General features: G+C 43.0%; 27 protein-coding genes and 1 pseudogene. 26 read left to right on the top strand and 2 right to left on the bottom strand.

Annotated elements, in window-relative coordinates:
- Positions 1 to 594 precede the first annotated feature (594 nt).
- The 12 genes and pseudogenes from MKY44_RS21485 to MKY44_RS21430 all read left to right on the top strand — a co-directional run bounded on the left by MKY44_RS21485 (position 595) and on the right by MKY44_RS21430 (position 8,027).
- The gene (locus MKY44_RS21485) at positions 595 to 1,821 is read left to right on the top strand and encodes an amidohydrolase (protein WP_341009918.1); all 1,227 of its coding nucleotides are present in this window, start codon (positions 595 to 597) and stop codon (positions 1,819 to 1,821) included.
- 128 nt (positions 1,822 to 1,949) lie between these two features.
- Positions 1,950 to 2,360 (top strand): GNAT family N-acetyltransferase, encoded by a 411-nt coding sequence (locus tag MKY44_RS21480; protein WP_047843998.1) that lies wholly within the window; start codon positions 1,950 to 1,952, stop codon positions 2,358 to 2,360.
- Between the two features lie 33 nt (positions 2,361 to 2,393).
- Positions 2,394 to 2,843, top strand: a complete 450-nt coding sequence (locus MKY44_RS21475; protein WP_341009916.1) for a GNAT family N-acetyltransferase — start codon at positions 2,394 to 2,396, stop codon at positions 2,841 to 2,843.
- Between the two features lie 17 nt (positions 2,844 to 2,860).
- Positions 2,861 to 3,289 (top strand): GNAT family N-acetyltransferase, encoded by a 429-nt coding sequence (locus MKY44_RS21470; protein WP_341008523.1) that lies wholly within the window; start codon positions 2,861 to 2,863, stop codon positions 3,287 to 3,289.
- Positions 3,290 to 3,330: 41 nt separating this feature from the next.
- Positions 3,331 to 4,032, top strand: coding sequence for a DUF1361 domain-containing protein (locus MKY44_RS21465; RefSeq protein ID WP_341008521.1), 702 nt, complete (start codon positions 3,331 to 3,333; stop codon positions 4,030 to 4,032).
- A 39-nt stretch (positions 4,033 to 4,071) separates the two neighbouring features.
- Positions 4,072 to 4,692: a hypothetical protein gene (locus MKY44_RS21460; RefSeq protein ID WP_341008520.1), complete on the top strand. Its 621-nt coding sequence runs from the start codon at positions 4,072 to 4,074 to the stop codon at positions 4,690 to 4,692.
- Positions 4,693 to 4,696: 4 nt separating this feature from the next.
- Positions 4,697 to 5,044 (top strand): hypothetical protein, encoded by a 348-nt coding sequence (locus tag MKY44_RS21455; RefSeq protein WP_341008519.1) that lies wholly within the window; start codon positions 4,697 to 4,699, stop codon positions 5,042 to 5,044.
- 76 nt (positions 5,045 to 5,120) lie between these two features.
- Entirely contained in the window at positions 5,121 to 6,065 is a 945-nt protein-coding gene (locus tag MKY44_RS21450; protein ID WP_341008517.1) for a GNAT family N-acetyltransferase, read from the top strand.
- On the top strand, positions 6,062 to 6,793 hold the full coding sequence (locus MKY44_RS21445; RefSeq protein ID WP_341008515.1) for a metallophosphoesterase family protein: 732 nt from the start codon (positions 6,062 to 6,064) through the stop codon (positions 6,791 to 6,793). The genes MKY44_RS21450 and MKY44_RS21445 overlap by 4 nt, the downstream gene beginning before the upstream one ends.
- A gap of 53 nt (positions 6,794 to 6,846) precedes the next feature.
- Positions 6,847 to 6,996, top strand: a complete 150-nt coding sequence (locus MKY44_RS21440) for a hypothetical protein (protein WP_165980251.1) — start codon at positions 6,847 to 6,849, stop codon at positions 6,994 to 6,996.
- A gap of 17 nt (positions 6,997 to 7,013) precedes the next feature.
- Positions 7,014 to 7,471: pseudogene (locus tag MKY44_RS21435) on the top strand (NUDIX hydrolase).
- 28 nt (positions 7,472 to 7,499) lie between these two features.
- Complete coding sequence (locus MKY44_RS21430; RefSeq protein ID WP_341008513.1) at positions 7,500 to 8,027, top strand: DinB family protein; 528 nt, start codon at positions 7,500 to 7,502, stop codon at positions 8,025 to 8,027.
- Between the two features lie 66 nt (positions 8,028 to 8,093).
- On the opposite strand, the gene MKY44_RS21425 is transcribed toward MKY44_RS21430, so the two are convergent.
- Entirely contained in the window at positions 8,094 to 8,999 is a 906-nt protein-coding gene (locus MKY44_RS21425) for an ArsR/SmtB family transcription factor (protein ID WP_341008511.1), read from the bottom strand.
- 180 nt (positions 9,000 to 9,179) lie between these two features.
- On the opposite strand from MKY44_RS21425, the gene MKY44_RS21420 reads away from it, so the two are divergent.
- The 14 genes from MKY44_RS21420 to MKY44_RS21355 all read left to right on the top strand — a co-directional run bounded on the left by MKY44_RS21420 (position 9,180) and on the right by MKY44_RS21355 (position 18,863).
- Positions 9,180 to 10,670: a glycoside hydrolase family 43 protein gene (locus MKY44_RS21420; RefSeq protein ID WP_341008509.1), complete on the top strand. Its 1,491-nt coding sequence runs from the start codon at positions 9,180 to 9,182 to the stop codon at positions 10,668 to 10,670.
- Between the two features lie 98 nt (positions 10,671 to 10,768).
- Positions 10,769 to 11,341, top strand: coding sequence for a hypothetical protein (locus MKY44_RS21415; RefSeq protein ID WP_341008508.1), 573 nt, complete (start codon positions 10,769 to 10,771; stop codon positions 11,339 to 11,341).
- Between the two features lie 99 nt (positions 11,342 to 11,440).
- Positions 11,441 to 11,986 (top strand): GrpB family protein, encoded by a 546-nt coding sequence (locus MKY44_RS21410; protein WP_341008507.1) that lies wholly within the window; start codon positions 11,441 to 11,443, stop codon positions 11,984 to 11,986.
- A 62-nt stretch (positions 11,987 to 12,048) separates the two neighbouring features.
- The gene (locus MKY44_RS21405) at positions 12,049 to 12,450 is read left to right on the top strand and encodes a hypothetical protein (RefSeq protein ID WP_315938505.1); all 402 of its coding nucleotides are present in this window, start codon (positions 12,049 to 12,051) and stop codon (positions 12,448 to 12,450) included.
- Between the two features lie 30 nt (positions 12,451 to 12,480).
- Positions 12,481 to 13,002 carry a cysteine hydrolase family protein gene (locus MKY44_RS21400; RefSeq protein WP_341008505.1) on the top strand — a complete coding sequence of 174 codons (522 nt, stop codon included), beginning with the start codon at positions 12,481 to 12,483 and terminating at the stop codon, positions 13,000 to 13,002.
- On the top strand, positions 13,002 to 13,484 hold the full coding sequence (locus MKY44_RS21395) for a hypothetical protein (protein ID WP_341008503.1): 483 nt from the start codon (positions 13,002 to 13,004) through the stop codon (positions 13,482 to 13,484). The genes MKY44_RS21400 and MKY44_RS21395 overlap by 1 nt, the downstream gene beginning before the upstream one ends.
- 12 nt (positions 13,485 to 13,496) lie before the next feature.
- Complete coding sequence (locus MKY44_RS21390) at positions 13,497 to 13,775, top strand: hypothetical protein (protein WP_036617151.1); 279 nt, start codon at positions 13,497 to 13,499, stop codon at positions 13,773 to 13,775.
- A 45-nt stretch (positions 13,776 to 13,820) separates the two neighbouring features.
- Positions 13,821 to 14,357, top strand: a complete 537-nt coding sequence (locus MKY44_RS21385) for a GNAT family N-acetyltransferase (RefSeq protein ID WP_341008502.1) — start codon at positions 13,821 to 13,823, stop codon at positions 14,355 to 14,357.
- Positions 14,358 to 14,387: 30 nt separating this feature from the next.
- Positions 14,388 to 14,867, top strand: coding sequence for a DinB family protein (locus tag MKY44_RS21380; RefSeq protein ID WP_340387238.1), 480 nt, complete (start codon positions 14,388 to 14,390; stop codon positions 14,865 to 14,867).
- Positions 14,868 to 14,908: 41 nt separating this feature from the next.
- Positions 14,909 to 15,781: an aminoglycoside phosphotransferase family protein gene (locus tag MKY44_RS21375; RefSeq protein WP_341008501.1), complete on the top strand. Its 873-nt coding sequence runs from the start codon at positions 14,909 to 14,911 to the stop codon at positions 15,779 to 15,781.
- A gap of 134 nt (positions 15,782 to 15,915) precedes the next feature.
- Positions 15,916 to 16,263, top strand: a complete 348-nt coding sequence (locus MKY44_RS21370) for a hypothetical protein (RefSeq protein WP_081746078.1) — start codon at positions 15,916 to 15,918, stop codon at positions 16,261 to 16,263.
- Between the two features lie 239 nt (positions 16,264 to 16,502).
- Positions 16,503 to 17,504 carry an endo-1,4-beta-xylanase gene (locus tag MKY44_RS21365; RefSeq protein WP_341008500.1) on the top strand — a complete coding sequence of 334 codons (1,002 nt, stop codon included), beginning with the start codon at positions 16,503 to 16,505 and terminating at the stop codon, positions 17,502 to 17,504.
- 203 nt (positions 17,505 to 17,707) lie between these two features.
- Positions 17,708 to 17,878 carry a hypothetical protein gene (locus tag MKY44_RS21360; protein ID WP_017686928.1) on the top strand — a complete coding sequence of 57 codons (171 nt, stop codon included), beginning with the start codon at positions 17,708 to 17,710 and terminating at the stop codon, positions 17,876 to 17,878.
- Positions 17,879 to 18,044: 166 nt separating this feature from the next.
- A complete protein-coding gene (locus MKY44_RS21355) occupies positions 18,045 to 18,863 on the top strand; it encodes a purine-nucleoside phosphorylase (RefSeq protein WP_036617166.1) in 819 nt (272 codons plus the stop codon).
- 119 nt (positions 18,864 to 18,982) lie between these two features.
- Here MKY44_RS21355 and MKY44_RS21350 read toward each other — a convergent pair whose 3' ends face one another.
- Complete coding sequence (locus MKY44_RS21350) at positions 18,983 to 20,059, bottom strand: LacI family DNA-binding transcriptional regulator (protein ID WP_341008499.1); 1,077 nt, start codon at positions 20,057 to 20,059, stop codon at positions 18,983 to 18,985.
- Positions 20,060 to 20,133 lie beyond the last annotated feature (74 nt).

Raw genomic sequence — 20,133 nt, 5'->3', positions numbered from 1 at the left:
TTTCACATTAAATGCTTCGTCTCGAACGTCCTCTCTCTCCAGTCATGCATGGAATTACCCTGGTTCTTTACTTTTCGGTTCATGCTGCGGATCCTCTGCTTACTCTCTCGATCAACGCGAGAGGATTCCGTTATTTTCTGGAGAGACTTATGATGTGAAAAATCATTCGGAGCAGTATGCTTCAGATTATCCATATCACTTCATGTTTATCTCCATAAAGCCTAGAGATAGTCCAAGCAAGCGTCATATTTACATAATAAGTTTTGTATGCTATTAGAGCGTTGACATAAGCGACCAGCACATTGAAGGCATGACGGATGAAGGGCATGCGTGGTTTCGTTTTTAATGAGATTGGATGAATGTATAGACAGATGGATGGAAATTAAATCTCTGATAGGAGATTGAACGCGTAGGACAGGCACTGGATTGTGTCTGTTTTTTGGCATTCTTTGATCCGTAGCGAGCCAAACGATCTGCATATGGGACACCAACGTTTTATATATTTTTGCCCAGTGAACCCTTATGGTACCATGGTTTAATAAATAATTAGATGCATGATGTACGAAAAAACGGACTGAAAAGAGGGGTGACATGATGAAGCAGGCTTATTGGTTAACAAACGTGATTGTGGAGCGGAGTTATATTCGGGAAGGGCAACAGGTGACGGGGACACGGACAAGCCCCGCTCATCTGCGGATTAAAGATGGAGTGATCGCGGAGATTGTGGAAGGAAACAACCCGCTGTCTAGCGATCTACCACAAGTAGATAGCAAGGGACTTCTGCTGTTGCCTTCGTTCGAGGAGGCACATATTCATCTGGATAAAACCTACTACGATGGGCCATGGACAGCCGTTAAGCGTATTTCCAGTATTTTTGAACGTATTGAAGAAGAGAAGGTTCTGTTGCCCAAGTTGTTACCAGATGCCCAGCGTCAAGCGGAGAGTATTCTGACCTTGATTCAGGGGTACGGCTCCACTCATGTACGTAGTCATTGCAATATTGAACCCGTCAGTGGCTTGAAAAGACTGGAAGCGACGCGGCAGGCTCTGGAATCATTTTCGGGCAAAATCTCTTCGGAAATCGTGGCTTTCCCGCAGCATGGACTGCTTCGCTCCCATTCAGTGGAGCTTATGGGCCAAGCGATGAAGGAAGGTGCAACGCATGTGGGCGGACTTGATCCTCATACGGTGGACGAACAGATCGAGAAATCACTGAACGCCATGGTTGAACTGGCTGTTCAGCACCAGGCGGGCATTGATATACATCTGCATGATGGCGGGCAGGCTGGCAAACAAACGCTGCTGGAACTCGCAAATCTGACAGAAGCAGCAGGGCTTCAGGGTAAAGTTACGGTAAGTCATGCGTTCTGGTTCGCCCGCGCAGAGCAGCAGGAAGCAGAAGACATGGCGCAGCGAATGGCTTCGCTTGGGATGAGCATTGCTTCTACGGTGCCTATTGGCAGAACGATGATGCCTCTTCCCATGCTCCACGGTATGGGTGTGAACGTGAAGCTGGCCACAGACAGCCTGACGGATCATTGGTCTCCTTTTGGCAATGGGGATATGCTTGAGAAAGCGGGACGATTCGCAGAACTGTACGGATATAGCGACGAACTGTCCTTGTCTCAATCTTTGGCATGGGTAACAGGCGGGGTTACACCGCTGGATTCACAAGGGGAACAAGTCTGGCCGAAGGTAGGCGACACCGCGAGTTTTGTATTGGTGCATGCGAGTTGTTCGGCGGAAGCTGTTGCGCGGCGATCTGCGCGGCAGGCCGTATGGTACAAGGGGCAATTGGTCAGCGGATCAACAGCGGATTGAGGAAAATAGAGCGGGTGCAGCCACGGGAAACCGTGGTTTTTTGGCATGGGAGAAAAAGAGGAAAGAACTGTTCGCAACTACCACATTTTGGGTTATGATGGACGTAGTTAATGAAGGGAGTATTACAAATGAAGATTGAGTATGCAACGGAAGCTGACTACGACTACATCATTGAAAGAGATCGGCATATCCATCAGCCACTTGTGAAAACGAAGATTAGTGAGAAAGAAATATTCATCCTATGGGACGAGGACGAGGGATCAAGAGTTGGATGGATGAGGTACGGGTACTTTTGGGATAACCTTCCCTTCATGAATATGATCTGGATTGATGAACCCTATCGAAACGGCGGATATGGCAAAAAAGTGGTACATCACTGGGAAAATCTAATGAAGCAACAAGGCTTTGATACGGTGATGACTTCAACGCAATCAGACGAACATGCGCAACATTTCTATCGAAAGCTGGGGTATGTTGATGCAGGGGCTCTGTTGCTGGATACACAACCCTTGGAGATTATATTGATCAAGAAAATCTAGTGAATAAGCTTGCAAGGAGAGAGGATTGTGGGTATGGAACAAGTGACGTTACAACCTATAACCAAAGAAAATGAACTTGAGTGCATCCACCTTAAACCACGGGAAGATCAACTGGATTTGGTCGCAAGCAATGCGGATTCATTGATCCATGCGACGAAGGAGATTACGTCCAAACCATATGGCATTTTGGCAGAGGTTCAGATGGTCGGTTTTATTTTATTTGATAACGAGATCTACAATGACGGGTATTACTGGATTCTGCGCTTCATGATTGATGAGAAGTACCAGGGGAGGGGTTACGGCAAACTTGCCATTCAAGAAGTGATTCATATGTTGCAAGAGAGAAGTGACTGCCAGCAAATCAGGGTATCCCATGTTCCACATAACATTGCGGCAAATGTGCTGTACAAACGTTGCGGGTTTCAAGAAACGGGAGAGTTTGAAGACAACGGTGATATCATTTTAAGTTATCAATTGAGGTAACAGGGAGGAGAAGCTTGATGATAAGAGAGGCAGAAGCTAGGGATGCAGCGGTTATCGAAAGGCTGTATACAGAATTATTGCCGAACAACTTAAACACAAAGGTGCTGGCAGAACGGATTGAAGAAGTTCGGAATAACCCAAACAGTTTCTTGTTTGTGTATGAACTGGGTGATCAGGTGATCGGCACGGCTCATTTACATATTTGTCTGGATGCTTTGGTGGAAAATAGACCATTCGGCGTAGTTGAGCGGGTTATCATTACGGAACATGTGCAGAGCAAGGGATATGGATCTGAATTGATGAAACATATAGAGCATGTATGTGAGCAGAAAAATTGTGTAAAGGTGTTTCTTACGAGCGGATCATCCAGAAACGAAGCACATCACTTTTATACGAAATTGGGGTACAACGGAGAATCCAGCAAGGCATTTAAAAAGTATTTATAACTTATAACATTCATCAAGGAAAAGGAAGTAGAAGCAAAGAAATGAAAGATAACAAACATCCGGTTCAAGATCTCCGACTCATCGTTACCTTGCTCGTGGCTACTTTATGTTGTCTAGGTGTTGTGATGTATTTACGTGCCCAAACAGATACGAATATGTATCGATTTTTAAGTTGGGATATGTTCCTGGCATGGGTACCATTCATCATCTCATCCTGCATTAGATACATATTCAATAAGAAATTAACCACAACGAGCTTGATATGTATGGGGCTGATGTGTGGAGTCTGGCTCTTTTTTCTGCCCAATGCGGCCTACCTTTTTACGGAGATTCTGCATTCATTCAGATATTTTGATGCTCAAGGGGAAGTTAGATTTTGGGTTAATATTGATTTTTGGTATGGACTCACCCTGACGTTTGCCGTAGCGATCATCGGATTGCTGCTCTCGACTTGTTCAATCATTCAAATCCATGGCATGTTAAGCAAATTAATAAATAAGTACATTAGCATGATGGTTGTCGGTGTTATTTTGCTATTGAGCAGTATAGGGGTTTACATTGGGAGATTTAATCGGTGGAATTCGTGGGATGTATTATCCCGACCTGGGAAGATCTTCGTGGATCTTGTGAATGATTTTAATGCAGCGAACAGCATAATGGTTGAGTTTGTTGCCATTGTATTTACGGTTCAACTTTTTGGCTACGTTATCGTATCTTTGCTAACCGCAAGGTCGGGTAACTAATTATTCCATTTGAAAGGGTGAAGGAGGCAATATCACACGATGGGTAATCTTAATTTTATCGATAAACTTCCTCACATTAGTGAATGCAAACAGATTCTAAAGGCAGCAGCTATGCTGGATGCCATTTTGATGCCGGAATGGGAGTACAGGTATTACTCGTATAATTCCCAGTGGGACACGAATGAGCAAATGGCATCGATGAGAGATGGGCAAGGAGATCATTATTTTGCAATATTCAGTCCGAATGGGCTGATTATTAAAGGCTTTGATAAAGAGTATACACTTCAGCATAAGGTTGATAGGAGTGAGGTGGTAAAAAGCGTTCCAGAAGCATTTAATACTTTTGTGGTAGAGCCGGCATTTGTAATGGATCAGACGACGTTCTGTATCTGGAGTGTGGCGGATCAGGAAGGGTGGTCTGCGGGCACGGAGCTTGGGGATCATGAATACGAACTGTTAGAGATTTTGGTAGGCGGCGCGAAATATTATCATGCTTGGGCACAGGATTACTACGAGATAGCGTTGGATATCAAACTGGTTGAACAGGTATTTGATATGAAGCCGATCGATGAGGTCTTACTACAGCAATTAAATGATGAACTGAAATTAAGTGATATCGAAGGTGAAATTGCAGAAATTGGATACCGGATAAGGATATGAAGGTATGAAGGCTATAACCCAGGAAATTACGGAGGAATTGTTGGCTGTGATGGATATGTACCAAAGAATCGCGCGGCAATTGATCGACCAACTGATATTGGAAACCGATCAGCCTGATCGGGCGGAAATTCTCGAAGGTGCGTACCATTTGCTGACCAATGCGGATGTAATCCACGGAGAAGAAGAATTAACGGGAAATTGGTATTTTGATGTTCACGGCGAGCATTGTATGTTCAAGAATACAGAAACAGGGCAGACATTAGAGGTTTTCCTTGGTAGTCTTCGTATTTCGAGAATCCGTTTAAGGACATGTCAGATTTCTTCGAACGTATGGAGGCACAACATGTGTTAATTCATGTTCACGGGGTGGCGTATAGAAAAATGATTTGATTGCTTGCCATTTAATTAAAACTGAGGAGGAATTACGTATGGGTTTAACTGAGTGGTCTACAGATATTCTTCAATATGATCTGTCGGATGAATATTCGATTCGCAAAGCTGATTTTGCCGAATGGGGATTATATTGCACGGTTTATTATGATATGCGTTATGTCGGATTTTTCAGGGAAGAAGAGTTCAGTTCTTCCAAGATCAGTGCGTACTGGATTTACAAAGGGGAAAGCAAAATAGGTGGCGTGAGAATGGAGCCTAACCAGATGTATCATTTGTTTTTTATCCCGCCATTCCAGCAGTGCTTTGAGGTATTGAAGCTCCTGAAGCATAAATTATTACAGTGGTCGGATCGCACCAAACGTATTCTGACCTTTGAGATTCTTCCAGACCAAGTCGATCTATATGCAAGAGCTGGATTCTGGCCAGTGGAGTTCAGATGTCGCTGGATGCAGCGGCCTACAGATCATTTTGAAATCGAATGGGACAGCAGGGTAACCGTGAAGAGTCCAGAGATTATTGAAAGTGAAACCGGCACCCAAAAATATGTGAATGAAGATGAGATTGCTCAATGTGACCTAGAGAGTTTTGCAGGAAGTCTTGAAGCTACACGAAGAAAACATACCACGCTTGCAGATTTTACACCAAGCGATGACCCTAATTATACCAATGAGATTTTGACCCAAGCGTCCACGCTTGTATACGACAAGGAAACGGGACAGCTTATTGCAAATTGTCGCTTGTGCTTGCAAGATAATCAGGCTGCTGTATATAGCATAGGGGTTCGGCCGGCATATAGAGGAAGAGGGCTTGCTACACTGATGTTACAGAGAGCTTTGAATGCGCTTAAGGGTCAATATCCCGTGCTGCGATTGTATGTGATGCAAGGAAATGATGCGGAGTCCGTGTATCTGAATCTGGGATTTATTCCGGGTGTGCAGGAGATTCAGACGATGTATATTCCTGAGGAGGAATCACAATGAAGGTTGCCATCTTAACCGATATTCATGGGAATTTTCCTGCGCTGCAAGCGGTATTGGCTGATATCGATTCCAGAGGGGATGTTGAGCATACATTTTGTTTGGGGGATATGATCGGCATCGGACCTTACTCCAATGAAGTGATTGAGATGCTGTACAATCGTGAAAATATGATAGCGATTTCGGGGAATCACGAAGAAGCCGTATTGAGCTTACTCCAAAATAAGGGTCCATTAGAAGGACATAAAGGCATAGCTGAGCACCATGAATGGATTGGTCAACATCTAAGTGCAGAATCGATCAAGAAAATCCAAGCTCTACCGAAATTCGTTGAAAAAGAGGTAGAAGGACATCGCTTCCTTTTGACTCACTATCATATGAGCAACGACAAGTTGGATGTCATCGACAAAGAAACATCCGGAACCAAATTGGATGCAAGATATCAGGGGACGGCCCATGATTTGGTTTGTTTTGGTCATCATCATATTCTTCATTATTATAGGACAGATCAAAGAGTATATCTGAATCCGGGAGCTTTAGGCTGTAATGATCTTGCCATTGCCAGATATGGTATTGTGGATCTCCAAGAGAGCAAACTGGATGTGAAATTCATTGGCGTTCCATACGACAATAGGGAGTATCTGAAATCATATGAACGGTTGAACGTTCCGGATCGGGCTTTTCTTTTGAAGGCATTCCATGGGAATCAGTTGGAGAGAGAGGGGGTGTAGACGGAGTAAACGTTCGTAGCAATGTGCTGCTACTTTGGAAAGGAGAGATGTACATGGGAATGATCATTATGTTGGTGGTGTATCTCTTCCTCGGTATTTATGTTGTGAAAGTTGGAATAGATAACTCAAAAAATAGCCAGCACACCAAAGAAATATTATCAGAGTTAAGGGAGATTAAGGAACTGTTGAAAGAGCGAAGGTAAAGAGGAGGGATGTACCTGTGTCTCGAGCACCATTTCAAATATTAGTTTTTCCTTATACCAGGTTGAAAGATTCAAATGACTATGCATACGCTATCTTTCGAAGATTAAGAGAAGATTACTGGCAGGGCATAGCTGGGGGAGGGGAAGATGAAGAAAAACCATTAGAAGCAGCCATGAGAGAAGCGTTTGAAGAGGCGGGAATCCCTTAAATAGTCAATACAGGAGCCTTAATTCAAGCTCGACTCACTCCGTGGTAGATGTGGTTGGTTATTTTATGTGGGGACCTGATACATTTGTTATTCCTGAGTATTGCTTTGGAGTAGAACTGGATGAAATGGATCTGTCTTTATCCAATGAGCACTCAGAATATAAATGGGTGGCTTATGAAGAAGCTCTTGAAATACTTAAATGGGATAGTAATAGAGTAGCAATCTGGGAATTGAATCAAAGACTGATCAGAGAGTCATTGAAATAGACATGTACTCAAGCGAGGTGGGATGACTTTGATTTACGATTTACAAGGTGAAGCCAATATGGAGCCTATTGTTGGAATGTTATTTTCCGCAGTAACAGAGAATAGTCAGCGACTTAAATCGATTACTGAGGGGATGTCGCAAGAAGAGGTAGATTACAAAGGGGAACAGAACCAGTTTAATAGTACAGCTCAATTAATACGACATATTACGTTTGTTGATATGAATTGGGTTTATAGAATAAAGGGATCTGTCCTTCCGCAGTCATTAATAGAGCAATATGGTCCCATGATTGATGAAAATAATAGACTTCCGCTGGTTCAAGGTGTGTCACGTGACACACTTATCTCTCAATATGAGGGTGTATTAACCCTTCTGAAAGAAACCTGCACACAAGTAGCAGATGCTGACCTAGATCGAGTAGTTACTTTTGGACATCAGAACGAAAAGCAAGCTACGGTACGTTGGGGATTATGGCATATGGCTGACCATAACCGTTATCATCAAGCTCATATTAATCAGCTAAGAAAGTGGTTCCGAACAAAGAATGATTGCTAACACATAGACAGGTAATTTTTCTAATGCCAGATCTGATGATATCACCACCTCCCCTCAGCGGTTACTTCAGATCTGAAGTACACGAATAACAATATCCTGATCATGATTACCAAAACCAGCACCATAGATCGTTAATCCTCCTACGTTGGGGCTTTCCTCGTCAACTGTGAAGCGAAGCGTCCAGAACGGTTCGCTAAGCTTAATATCCGCGAGAGTAACGTCTGACATCCGCTCACCATCCATATAGGTACCGTAGGCATCAATACGAATAGTCTTCAACAATCCATACTGATTCACATTACGATGCCACCATTCCGGCGTATATTTGCCGCGTGCTGCTCTGCCAAAGTCGGCAGGGCTTGTCCACGTTCCAAGAGATACGCCGTTGAAGGTGAAACGAATATCGGAAGGCCAATGATCTCGCAATCCCGGAGCTTCAGACGCCAGTTCCATCGAAATTTCAATAGCATCGGTTGTCTGGTCAGGAAGGACAAAGTTCGGTGTTTTATATTCAACATAGCCCTTCCCAAACCACAGGATAGCGGCGTGTACCCGCTCGGGATCAAGGAAGTAACGGGGATCATCCCATACGCCGATTTCTTTCTCAAGTGTTCCTAGCCCACAGGTAGGATGGATATCAAAAGCAGTATAGTGTCCGACGGATATCGTCTGCTCTCTGGTTCGTGAAGTTTGGCTTGGGGATGGCAGCTCGATCTCAATCTGATTTTGCTTGAGGTAACATAATTTGTGTGTTCCTCCGTTAATCCGAACTCTTCTACTCCCAATTAGACCCGCATCCTCCAGTTTGCGAATATGCATCGTGACAATGGAGGGGCTAAGCTCTAATACTGCCGCAATATCCTTCACATTCATTTCGCGATCTGCAATCATATCCATGATTCTCCATCTGACTTCACTTGCCAGCGCCTCATATAAAGGAAGGAACTGGGGTTCCCCATTTGCTTTGATCATCTGTACAACTCCCTACCCTCAATCTTCTAAAATCACATATATATTAATTTAATAAAATTAACTCCAAGATGCAATCTAGGTTCATTGCAAGTTTACGCCCGATGGTGTTTAATTTTTGTAGTTGTTACGAAGTTGAATTCTTATATTTGTGAATTTTATGATAAGAGATGGAGTGGAGTAATGAAATACAATAACCCTGTTGTGAAAGGTTTTTATCCAGACCCTAGTGTGATTAAGGTGCACGATACCTACTATATGGTGTGTAGTTCTTTTCAATATTTTCCGGGCGTCCCGCTCTTTGAAAGCAAGGATCTGCTGAATTGGAAGCAGATTGGTCACTGCCTGACTCGTAAAAGCCAGATTCAGCTCGAGACGGTGAACAGCTCCGGGGGTGTATTTGCCCCAACCATCAGGCATAATGACGGGCGTTTTTATATGGTGACTACGAATGATACGACACATCAGAATTTCTATGTATGGACGGACGATATCTACGGAGAATGGTCTGAGCCTATCTACGTGGATCAAGGCGGGATTGATCCTGATTTGTATTTTGAAGATGGAAAGACCTTGTTTATGAGTAATGGGGTGGATGATGAAGGCGTTGGCGGAATTGTCCAGTGTGAAATTGAGATTGAAACTGGCCGCAAACTGACCCCAAGTCGGTCAATATGGAATGGGACAGGTGGACGATATCTGGAAAGTCCGCATCTCTATAAAATGAACGGTTTCTATTACCTGCTTGCAGCTGAGGGCGGCACAGAGTATGGTCACATGGTTACGTATGCTCGGGGAACTTCATCTTCAGGTCCGTTCGAAGCCTATGCACACAATCCGGTTCTAACGAATCGCAATCTGGGCGGGTATGAGCTCCAGGGCGTGGGGCATGGTGATCTGGTTCAGGATGATCGGGGAAACTGGTGGCTCTTTCACCTGGGATTCCGACAGATCGGCAGATGGGCTACGTACCATCATCTGGGTCGTGAGGTGTTCTTGACTCCAATTACGTTTGGTGAAGATGGATGGTTTACATCCGGGCATGAAGGTACAACGCTGACGAGTTTTGAGACTAATCTTATTCCTGACACGGTGATCCAGCAGGATAAGAAGAATTATACGTTTGCAAATACAGACTGGAACCTCGACTGGTGTTACCTTCGTCATCCAAATACAGAGCATTATCAGCTTGAATCAGATAAGCTTACACTAACAGGAACCGATGTAACGCTGAACGTTCCAGCATCCCCAACCTTCATCGGGCTACGTCAAAAAGACTTTAATGCAACAATTTCAGTCGATGTTAGTCTGACTAGTGGAGAAGCCGGGATCACGATCTACATGGATGAGAATCATCATTATGAAGTGGCTATTTGTGGGCAGCAGGGCGGTTATAAGGTGATCGAGCGCCTGAATATCGGTGATATCAAATCGATAGAACATGAGGTAGATCTGGGAAATAAACAGCATGCAACGCTGGTGATCCGCTCAAGTCAGGAACGTTACAGTTTCCTGTTTCAAACAGATGGTGAAGAGATTCTGCTAGGCACGGCACAGACGAGATACCTATCCTCGGAGGTGGCAGGAGGTTTTACAGGCGTACTCATTGGTTTATACGCGAGCGGGCAAGATGCTTCAGCTGAGTTTACAAATTTCAAGTGTGATTATCACTGAGAAGTTAAGGGGAGGGCCTAAGGGTCCTTCTCTTTTTTTAAATTTGTGTAAAAATATAGATATATTAATAAATGCCAATAGAAGAGAGGTATGCAAACGTGGAAGTACATTATAAAATGCCAGAATCCTTAGAAGGCATCGTTCGAATAGATGAGGAATTACGTAAAGAACATGATGCGACCCTTCAGGATTATATGGGGTTTTATATTAGTTTTAACAATGATGATGATAGATATTATTGTACGCCAGATGATGCCATCATATTTGGAAGAACAGGGGCAGAGGGTGACCATTTTGCTTTTTTCACGTTTAACAGATCCATTAGTGATTTGGAAGAAGCTCCGGTTATCTTTATCCAACCTACGGCGTTTGGTAATCAAGTAACTTTAGTGGCCAGAAACTTTAAGGATTTTATAGCATTATTTATTAATCTTAAGGAAGTGTATGTTCTGGAAAAATTTCGATTTTATAAGAACAAATTAGATTTTATGAACGACTATAACGATAACTATATGGAAGATATAAAGATGCGAGAGAGTGATTATAATTTAATTATTGAACTGTTAAAAGAGAATATTAAAGGTATAACAGAAATTGATGATGTGTACGAATATATGATCGAATCCCAAAAACAAATAGAACTAGGGATAAATAATGATGATTTTGCATGATATCAATATGGCATCACTAAATAATCTACATGTAACAAAAGGGTAAAAGAACGTGTTATTTAATTATAAAGCTTGATTGGATAACCAAGGAGGAGTTGTATGGAGGATCAATGGAGAATCGCAAAGTATGACCCGGCATGGCGTGATTTGTTTCTCGAAACCGGTTCGAAATTAAGAGAAGCGTTAGGAAAAAAGGCCGTGCGGATTGACCATGTTGGGTCCACTTCAATTGTTGGAATAGATGCCAAACCCATCATAGATATACAAATATCTGTTTCCCAGTATGAGAATCTGTTGGACTACAAACATGAGATCGAAACAGTCGGATTTGTATTCAGAGCAGAAAATCCAGATAAGACTAAACGTTACTTTCGTGAAGAACCCGGAAACAGAAGGATACATATACACGTTAGACAGGCAGGCAGTTTCTCCGAGCAGATGACCTTGCTGTTCAGAGACTATTTAAGGGAGCACCCAGAAGATTGTTTGAGATATGCAGAAGAAAAGCACAGACTCATGTCACTGTATAAAGATGAGCGTCCCAAATATGTTGAAGGAAAAGGGCCAACGGTGTGGAGGATATTACAGAGAGCACATAGTTGGTCTCAAGAAATCGGATGGCAACCGGCAAAATCTGATGTATGAGCACATCCAATGAATAGAGATAACTTACTTGGAGTGATGAGATGAACATGGGAAGAAAGCTAATGACAACGCTTCTAACCATCATTTGTTTTACTTTGGCTGCAAGTCTCATATCGATGAATGAATCGTACAGTTTTGATTTTTACATTCTAATTTATCTGTTATACGCGACTCCCTTGATCCTGTTGATCGGGCTACCTTTATCGATATTGCTAGACTATCTGCTCAGCCGAATACAATTCCCTAATCATGTGTTGTATCTAAGTACGAGGATATTAGGCTATGCATGTGCTGGAGTTTTGGGCATGTACATCTATTATCTGGTCATGGGCGCAGGAGAAGCAATCTTGGATTTCAAAGAGACGTTAGTTCTGACCTTATTTGGCGTTCTTGCTGCTATTCTATTTGTACTGATTGATATGGGATTGGAAGTTTTGTTAAAAAAGCAAAGAAGAAAGAGTTGAATTAAATTGATTTGTCAGGAGGAAAGGAAAATGACAACGCATTGTGCACTTCTAATCATTGACGTACAGGTAGCGATGTTTGATGAAGCAGATCCCGTTTATCAAGGGGAACGATTGCTTCAGAAGATCCAGGTATTAATTGCCAGGGCCCGTGAAGCAGGGCATGCCATCATATATATCCAACACAGCGAAGGGTCAGGCAGTCCACTGGAACGAGGAACTCCGGGGTGGGCCATTCATCCATCCATTGCACCTATAGCTGGTGACCTCGTTATTGAAAAGGAGACACCGGATTCGTTTCACAAAACCGATCTGCATCTGAAATTGCAAGATAATGGCGTGAAGGAATTAGTCCTTACGGGAATGCAGACCGAGGTATGTGTAGACACGACTTGCCGCAGAGCGTACAGTCTGGGTTACACGGTCAATCTGGTTCAAGATGCGCACAGCACATGGAATTCAAAGACACTTCAAGCAGAGCAGATTATTGCACATCACAATACGGTACTGAGACTGTTTGCCAACGTGGTGGATATGGAGAATGCGCTGTAATGCTAGGAAAACGTAGGCGATTCTGGTTTTTCATAGGTGCGGCAATCATGTTTTTGTATTTTCTAATCACGAGTAACCCTGATCCAAATAAGCCGATTTCAAGAAATCAAGTGATAAGCACAGAGATGAGCATAGTCGTGTACACCAGGACAGGCGACGGTGGAGCACATACTAGCATTGACAATGTTACGTTAAGTAAAGAAGACATTAGCCGTATAGTCGGCTGGCTGAATGCAGCCCCCGAATCAGCCAAAATACCAGTAGATGATGTCACAGGAAGCATTAGTGCAGGAATTGCTTTGAAATTAAAGCATAACGCTAAAGTTACGATTCAATACAATCGGAAACAGATTATAGTAACCAGAAAAAACAGATTTAATAGAAGTTCGAGATATATAGTTGATCAAAAGGACTTAAGAGACTTTATGGATCAAAAGTTGAAAGGCACGTATTTTGGTAAAGATTTCGTTAAGGATGAATGAGGAGGAGAGGTATTGACGATTAACAAAAGAATAATGAATCTATCAGCCTGGCTTGCTGTATTAGCCATCCTATGTATTCCTGGAACTTTACATACTGAAGATGGACCGCTCCGAACAGAGTATGGTTTCCCGCTCCGATTCTTTACGGATTATCATTATGCTAATTCTGAGGGAACAATCTGGTTTATATCTGGCATCTATTTAAATGTACTTCTATATTTGTTCAATGTCCTGTTTATTTATGCAGGTATTCATGTAATCTTGTATATAAAAAAGAAATTAACTAAATAAATTCAATAGTTTAATTTATATAGATATAAAGGTGGAGTGATTACGATGAAACAACTTCCAGTAGAATGGAAGTCAGACCGACTTATTGTCTCGAATGTGAAAGAATCCGATATTCCTGAACTTGAGTCCATATATGAGACCAGTCGGTACTTGCATCAATGGGATGGACAAGAGCATGATCGGAATTATGTGAAAGAATGTTTTGAAGAAGGCCACCTTCCGCCGGGAGGCAGGCTGGAGAATTATCGAATTCAATCCATTCGCACGAATGAGGATCACCGCTATATTGGTTTGTTAAGTGTATACCATGGGTATCCCTCCGAGGATTCGATCTATCTCGAATTTCTATATATCCAGAGCGAGATCCAGAAGCAGGGATATGGACAAGAATTAATTCAGGCGCTAACTCTGCATTGTTCCGAACTTGGTTACAAGGAAATTCGAATCAACGTGTCACTCAAAAATTGGCCTGCATTACGCTTCTGGATCAAATCCGGATTTAATCAAATTAGTAGTATTTATGGTGATCTTGAACATTCGGATGATACCTTTGCCAATACAGAATTGATCAAATCTCTCTAAAAAACATAGTCGATAAAGGGGAATATACCAATGGAAACATTCTTTCGTTATAACTGGATGGTGCGTGAGCAATGGTATGTATGGTGTGAAGATGTGCCGCTTGAAGAATTGCTTCGGCCTCGCACGGGCGGAGTAGGCAACATATTACAAACGTTATTTCATATCATTGATGTAGAGTGGAGCTGGCTTCAGTTGCTTCAGGGCAAACCGGATGATGCAGAAGATTTTGCAAACTACCAGAATCTTGAGGCAGTAAGACGACTCGATCGCAAGTTACGTCCTGATGTGGAGGCATTGGTTACAGCATGGGATTCGAGTATGGAAAAAAGAGCTTTTATTGATCATCGCTCAGCTGGCAAGGCCAGTACAGATTCATGGGGAGAAGTTATGCGACATGTGATCGCCCATGAGATTCACCATATGGGACAGCTGTCAGTATGGGCCAGAGAATTGGGCAAACAGCCAGTATCCGCCAATGTCATTGGCAAAGGCCTGATTATACCTGACTAACAGGGAGAGAGCGGCATGACATGAATGAACGGAGGAGAACGATGACGATTCAACTTAGCCAGATGAATTGGATAGAACTGGACGAACGTATCCAACAGGTGATGGAACAGGATTATCAGATCATTTCCTTGCCACCTGGACTGGAAGCAACTGTGATGAGAATTGAAATGGAAGATCGGCGGTACGTATTGAAAGTCTGGGACAAGGATTCCAAACCGGATATCGCCAAACAATATCGATTATTGTCCAAGCTTTATCAAAGTGGCATTCGTGTTTCCAAACCCTACGGTTGGGGATTAGATGAGCAAGAGAATCAAGTGCTGTTAACGAGTTATGATGGGAAGCCGGTTACCCAATTAACACAAACCAAACTGACACATTTGGCTGAGCGATTAATGGAGGTCCATCGTTATCCGGTGAATGAAGTGGGTACTGGAGAAGATGAAGAATACATATTCAGGTACGATTTTGTTCAATACTTTTTTCCTCAAATTGAGTTACATGACGATATAAATGATCTTCTGGCAAACTTGATCCAGCAGGTCCAGATCAGGCAGGAGCGCTTGATTCATGGCGATTATAATCTGGGAAACATTCTTGAGATGGACGACCATTACACCATCATCGATTGGACTAATGGGCAGTATGGTGATCCAAGGTACGATATGGCATGGTCTGTTTTTCTGATCACTATCTATAATGGGGAAAGTTATGGCGAGATGTATCACGCTCAATTTGCACGCTCTGCAAGTTATACGTACACGCTGGAAGAGGAGCAGGTTTTTGAAGCTGTAGCTTGTCTTCGCTGGATTCTGTTAAGACGCGTTGGGGATGTACCCATGGGGCCGGATGTAATGGAAAGGGTTCACAGCATGGCTGTCCATAATCCGTATTTGAATGAAAATCTGCTGTAATCTAGTACGGGGATACACAATGACGACAGTATACGATTAAGTAATAGAAAGACCACTTTTTTTAAATAAAATAAACAGTCAGTCCTAAACTAGCGATCCTCGCATACCTATGATAGTAGAGGAGCGTGATCGATATGGAGCAGAAAGTGCAAACCTACTTTGAACTGAAACAGCAGCAAAAAGATATTGAGCAGCAGTTGTCTGTACTACGAGATGAGATTGTCGCGTATTGTGCAGAACAAGGGGTGTATGAGACGCAGGTTGGTGGTTACACCGTGAAAACAGTGCTTCAGAACCGGAAGGAATACGATGATCAGAAGCTGTATGCTTCTCTGCCAGACCCGGACATCTGGCGATTGTTGTCCAAGGTAGACAGCCATAAGCTGAAAAGCCTCATCAAGCTGAACATTCTGTCCGAGGAGCAAATTAACCCGGCATGCACAGTGAAACAGGTGACCTTGTTACAGGTGGACAAGCTGTAACGCTTCATACCCTCTTTGTATATGAGTTGAATTTAACTGAACATCCCGATCACAAAACACCTTCCGAGAAATGTTCTGTTGCGATGAGCAGTGGAACATACGTGGAGGTGTTTTTGTTGCGCGAGCAGGGCCGAGGATCATAAATAGTTAAATATGAGGGGGAAGAAGTATAATTTGTTCATTGTAAGCGTATTCAACAAACGATATGATGGATAAAAACTGGCAGGGAGGAATTGTAAATGCCAACAGAAGTTCCATCACTACATGCTGCGTACGCTAATACGTTCAAAATAGGTGCTGCTGTACATACCAGAATGTTGCAGTCCGAAGGGGATTTCATCGCCAAACACTTCAATAGCATCACGGCTGAAAATCAGATGAAATTTGAAGAAATTCACCCGGAAGAGGATCGTTATACATTTGAGGCGGCGGATAAAATTGTTGATTTTGCTGTTGCCCAAGGGATTGGGGTTCGCGGACATACTTTGGTCTGGCATAATCAAACATCGAAATGGGTCTTTGAGGATACCTCAGGTGCTCCCGCTTCCAGAGAGCTGTTATTATCTCGATTGAAGCAACATATTGATACGGTAGTAGGTCGGTATAAGGGGCAAATATATGCGTGGGATGTCGTCAATGAAGCTGTTGAAGATAAGACCGACCTGTTCATGCGGGACACGAAGTGGTTAGAGCTGGTGGGGGAAGATTATTTGCTGCAAGCGTTCAATATGGCTCATGAAGCTGATCCAAATGCCCTTCTTTTCTATAATGACTACAATGAGACGGATCCGGTCAAACGGGAGAAGATCTACAATCTGGTTCGGTCTTTGCTGGACAAGGGAGCGCCTGTACACGGGATTGGGATGCAAGGGCATTGGAATATTCATGGTCCTTCGATTGAGGAGATCCGAATGGCTATTGAGCGTTATGCTTCACTGGATGTGCAGTTGCATGTTACGGAGCTGGATATGTCCGTGTTTCGTTATGAGGATCGTCGAACGGATCTCACTGCGCCAACTTCGGAGATGGCTGAGCTACAGGAGCGTCGATATGAAGAAATCTTTAATTTGTTCCGTGAGTATAAATCATCCATTACCTCTGTGACTTTCTGGGGAGTAGCGGACAATTATACATGGCTGGACCATTTTCCGGTACGTGGACGCAAAAACTGGCCCTTTGTATTTGATCAGCAGTTGCAGCCTAAGGAATCATTTTGGCGTATCATTAACCCTATGTCCTGAATATCAGGGAAGTGGAGAGAATCGGTCACGATGTGGCCGATTTTTTGCTGTACTCAATATAGATTGTACATTACGACCATCTCGTGCATGATTGAGGCGTTGATTTGTGTGGATGATAAGTATATGGTTTTTTATGGAAGTTTATGATAGGGTAAAAGAAAGGCAATCTCGAACAATATTCTTTTCCGAAATGAGTTGAGAAGATGGATCGCACCCGCAATTATCTGTTAATATTTGCAGGAAACTTGGTCGCTGCGTATTATATCTTTGAAGAAGGTACTTTTGCCAAACCGCTGATGTTTGCAACATTCATGCTGTTACTGATCATGACAATCGATTACATGAAAAGTAGAAACAAATATACATTGGAATAGGGTATGTCCATGTTTTTAAACGATTCTGGAGCACAGGGTCGTTTTTTTTATTGCGTATAGAACAGCTTCCATTTACATCAAGACCATTGTTCATTAAACTTGATGAGTAGTACCTCTTTAACTCAGTTTTCGTTAACTCAATTCAGATCATCAGGAGGATATCATTATGCATCAATCCGCACATATTCAGGAAGCAAGAGATTACATATTAAACCGAATCCATACCAAACCTGCCGTAGGCATGATTCTGGGTTCGGGACTGGGAGCGCTCGCGGACGAGATTGAAAATGCGACCGTTATCCCGTATACAGATATTCCGTATTTCGCTCAATCGGAGGCTATCGGTCATGCCAATGAATTGGTTATTGGTGAACTCATGGGCAAAACGGTTGTAGCGATGAAAGGCCGCCTTCATTATTATGAAGGTTTTACATTGGACGAAGTGACTTTCCCCGTTCGGATCATGAAGGCGCTGGGTGTCGAGCAATTGCTTATCACCAATGCGTGCGGAGCCATCAACACAAGCTTTGAGCCGGGTCAACTGATGCTCATTACAGATCATATTAACCTGGTAGGCAATAACCCGTTGATGGGACCGAATAACGCTGAACTGGGTGTTCGTTTCCCAGACGTATCACAGGTATACAATCGTGAACTGCGCAGCATTGCCCTTAAGGTTGCAGAAGAGCAGAATGTTGGCCTGCAGCAAGGTGTCTATGCATGGTGGAGTGGCCCGGCATATGAGACACCAGCGGAGATTCGCATGATTCGTACGATGGGTGCGGATGCAGTGGGTATGTCCACAGTACCTGAAGCCATTGTTGCCATTCATGGCGGTATGAAAGTACTAGGCATTTCCTGTCTGACCAACATGGCCTGTGGTATTCTGGATCAGCCGTTAAGTCATGATGAAGTTATTGAAGTGGCTGCGCAAGTGAAAACAACCTTTATCGGACTTGTGAAAGGCATTTTGAAAGAGATCTAATCGCGAGATGATTTTTTATCTAGGCCACGATGGATAGGATAGAGTTTTCATCCAACCAAATTGAAACCACAAAAAAACGTATGTTTCACGAGTTGTTACTCGTGAGACATACGTTTTTTTTATTTTGCAGAACTATGAACCATCTGAGAATGATCGTCCATGATTGCTGGTGTGGACTCCCTGATGATGGGTTTAGTCACAATGTGGGAGACCTGATACGGCTGTGTCGGGCTATTAATCCGGGATAACAGCATCTCCGCAGTCTTAATGCCCATCTCATTGCTATAAATATGAACCGTTGTTAATGCTGGCTCAATAATTCGAGATTGGGGTGCATTATCGAATCCGCATATCGCAATATCCTGTGGCACAGCGACATTTCTGTCTTTTAACGCCCTGATCAGATCAACTGCTATAAAGTCATTAGCGCATACGTAAGCGGAAGGCAGGGAGGCCAGCTCTGCCACTCGCTGGTTCAACCATCCTGGCTTGGAGAAACACAGGCGATCATTATCTACGATGCAATGGGACAGGTCGACCTGCAACCCCGCCTCCAGCATAGCACGCTGATATCCAACCCATCGTTCATTAAAGCTCTTGCAGTGATTGTAATCTCCGACGAATCCAATACTTGTGTAGCCGCTCTCAATTAATTTTGTGGTTAACTGATAGATGCTATGTTCATTCTCCATGAGTAGCAGATCTGCTTGGAATTCGGGATAACATATGTTGGAAGCGCAATCGATAAAGATGGTGGGAATGCCCAGATCGGTAATCAGCTGTGTATATTCCAGATCAAATAATTCAATGCAAATGATGCCGTCTACTTTGGCTATATCAAAATTGTTGGGAAGTGTAAGTGCATCTTGATCGTCTTCACGCACGATATGAATCGAGAGATTATATCCCTCCGCACTGATTCTTTTCTCCAAACCGCTGATTAACAACGAACCAAAGTGAGATGTATTAGGCAGGTTTTCAGTTAACAGGGCGATATTGCCCGGAGCCTTGGTTAGAACATGCTCATTGTCCATATAGGCAAACTGTTTATATTTAAGTTCAATTGCTTTTTTAATTACACGATTTCGGGTCTCATCCGGGATGTTTCCGCTATCATTTAATGCTTTGGAAGCCGTATTCCTGGAAATCCCCAAAGCATCAGCAATGTCTTGTATCGTGACTTTTTCCTTTGCCATCTAATGCTTCACCTCTAATCATCAATAGTTATCCATATTCTTCTCTAAGTCAAATGTATAATAGAACGGGACAA

It is taken from the genome of Paenibacillus sp. FSL R7-0026 (assembly GCF_038004485.1).
Classification (GTDB): domain Bacteria; phylum Bacillota; class Bacilli; order Paenibacillales; family Paenibacillaceae; genus Paenibacillus; species Paenibacillus xylanexedens_A.
Note: the sequence above shows the minus strand (reverse complement) of the source record. Positions and strands in the feature narration are given on the sequence as shown.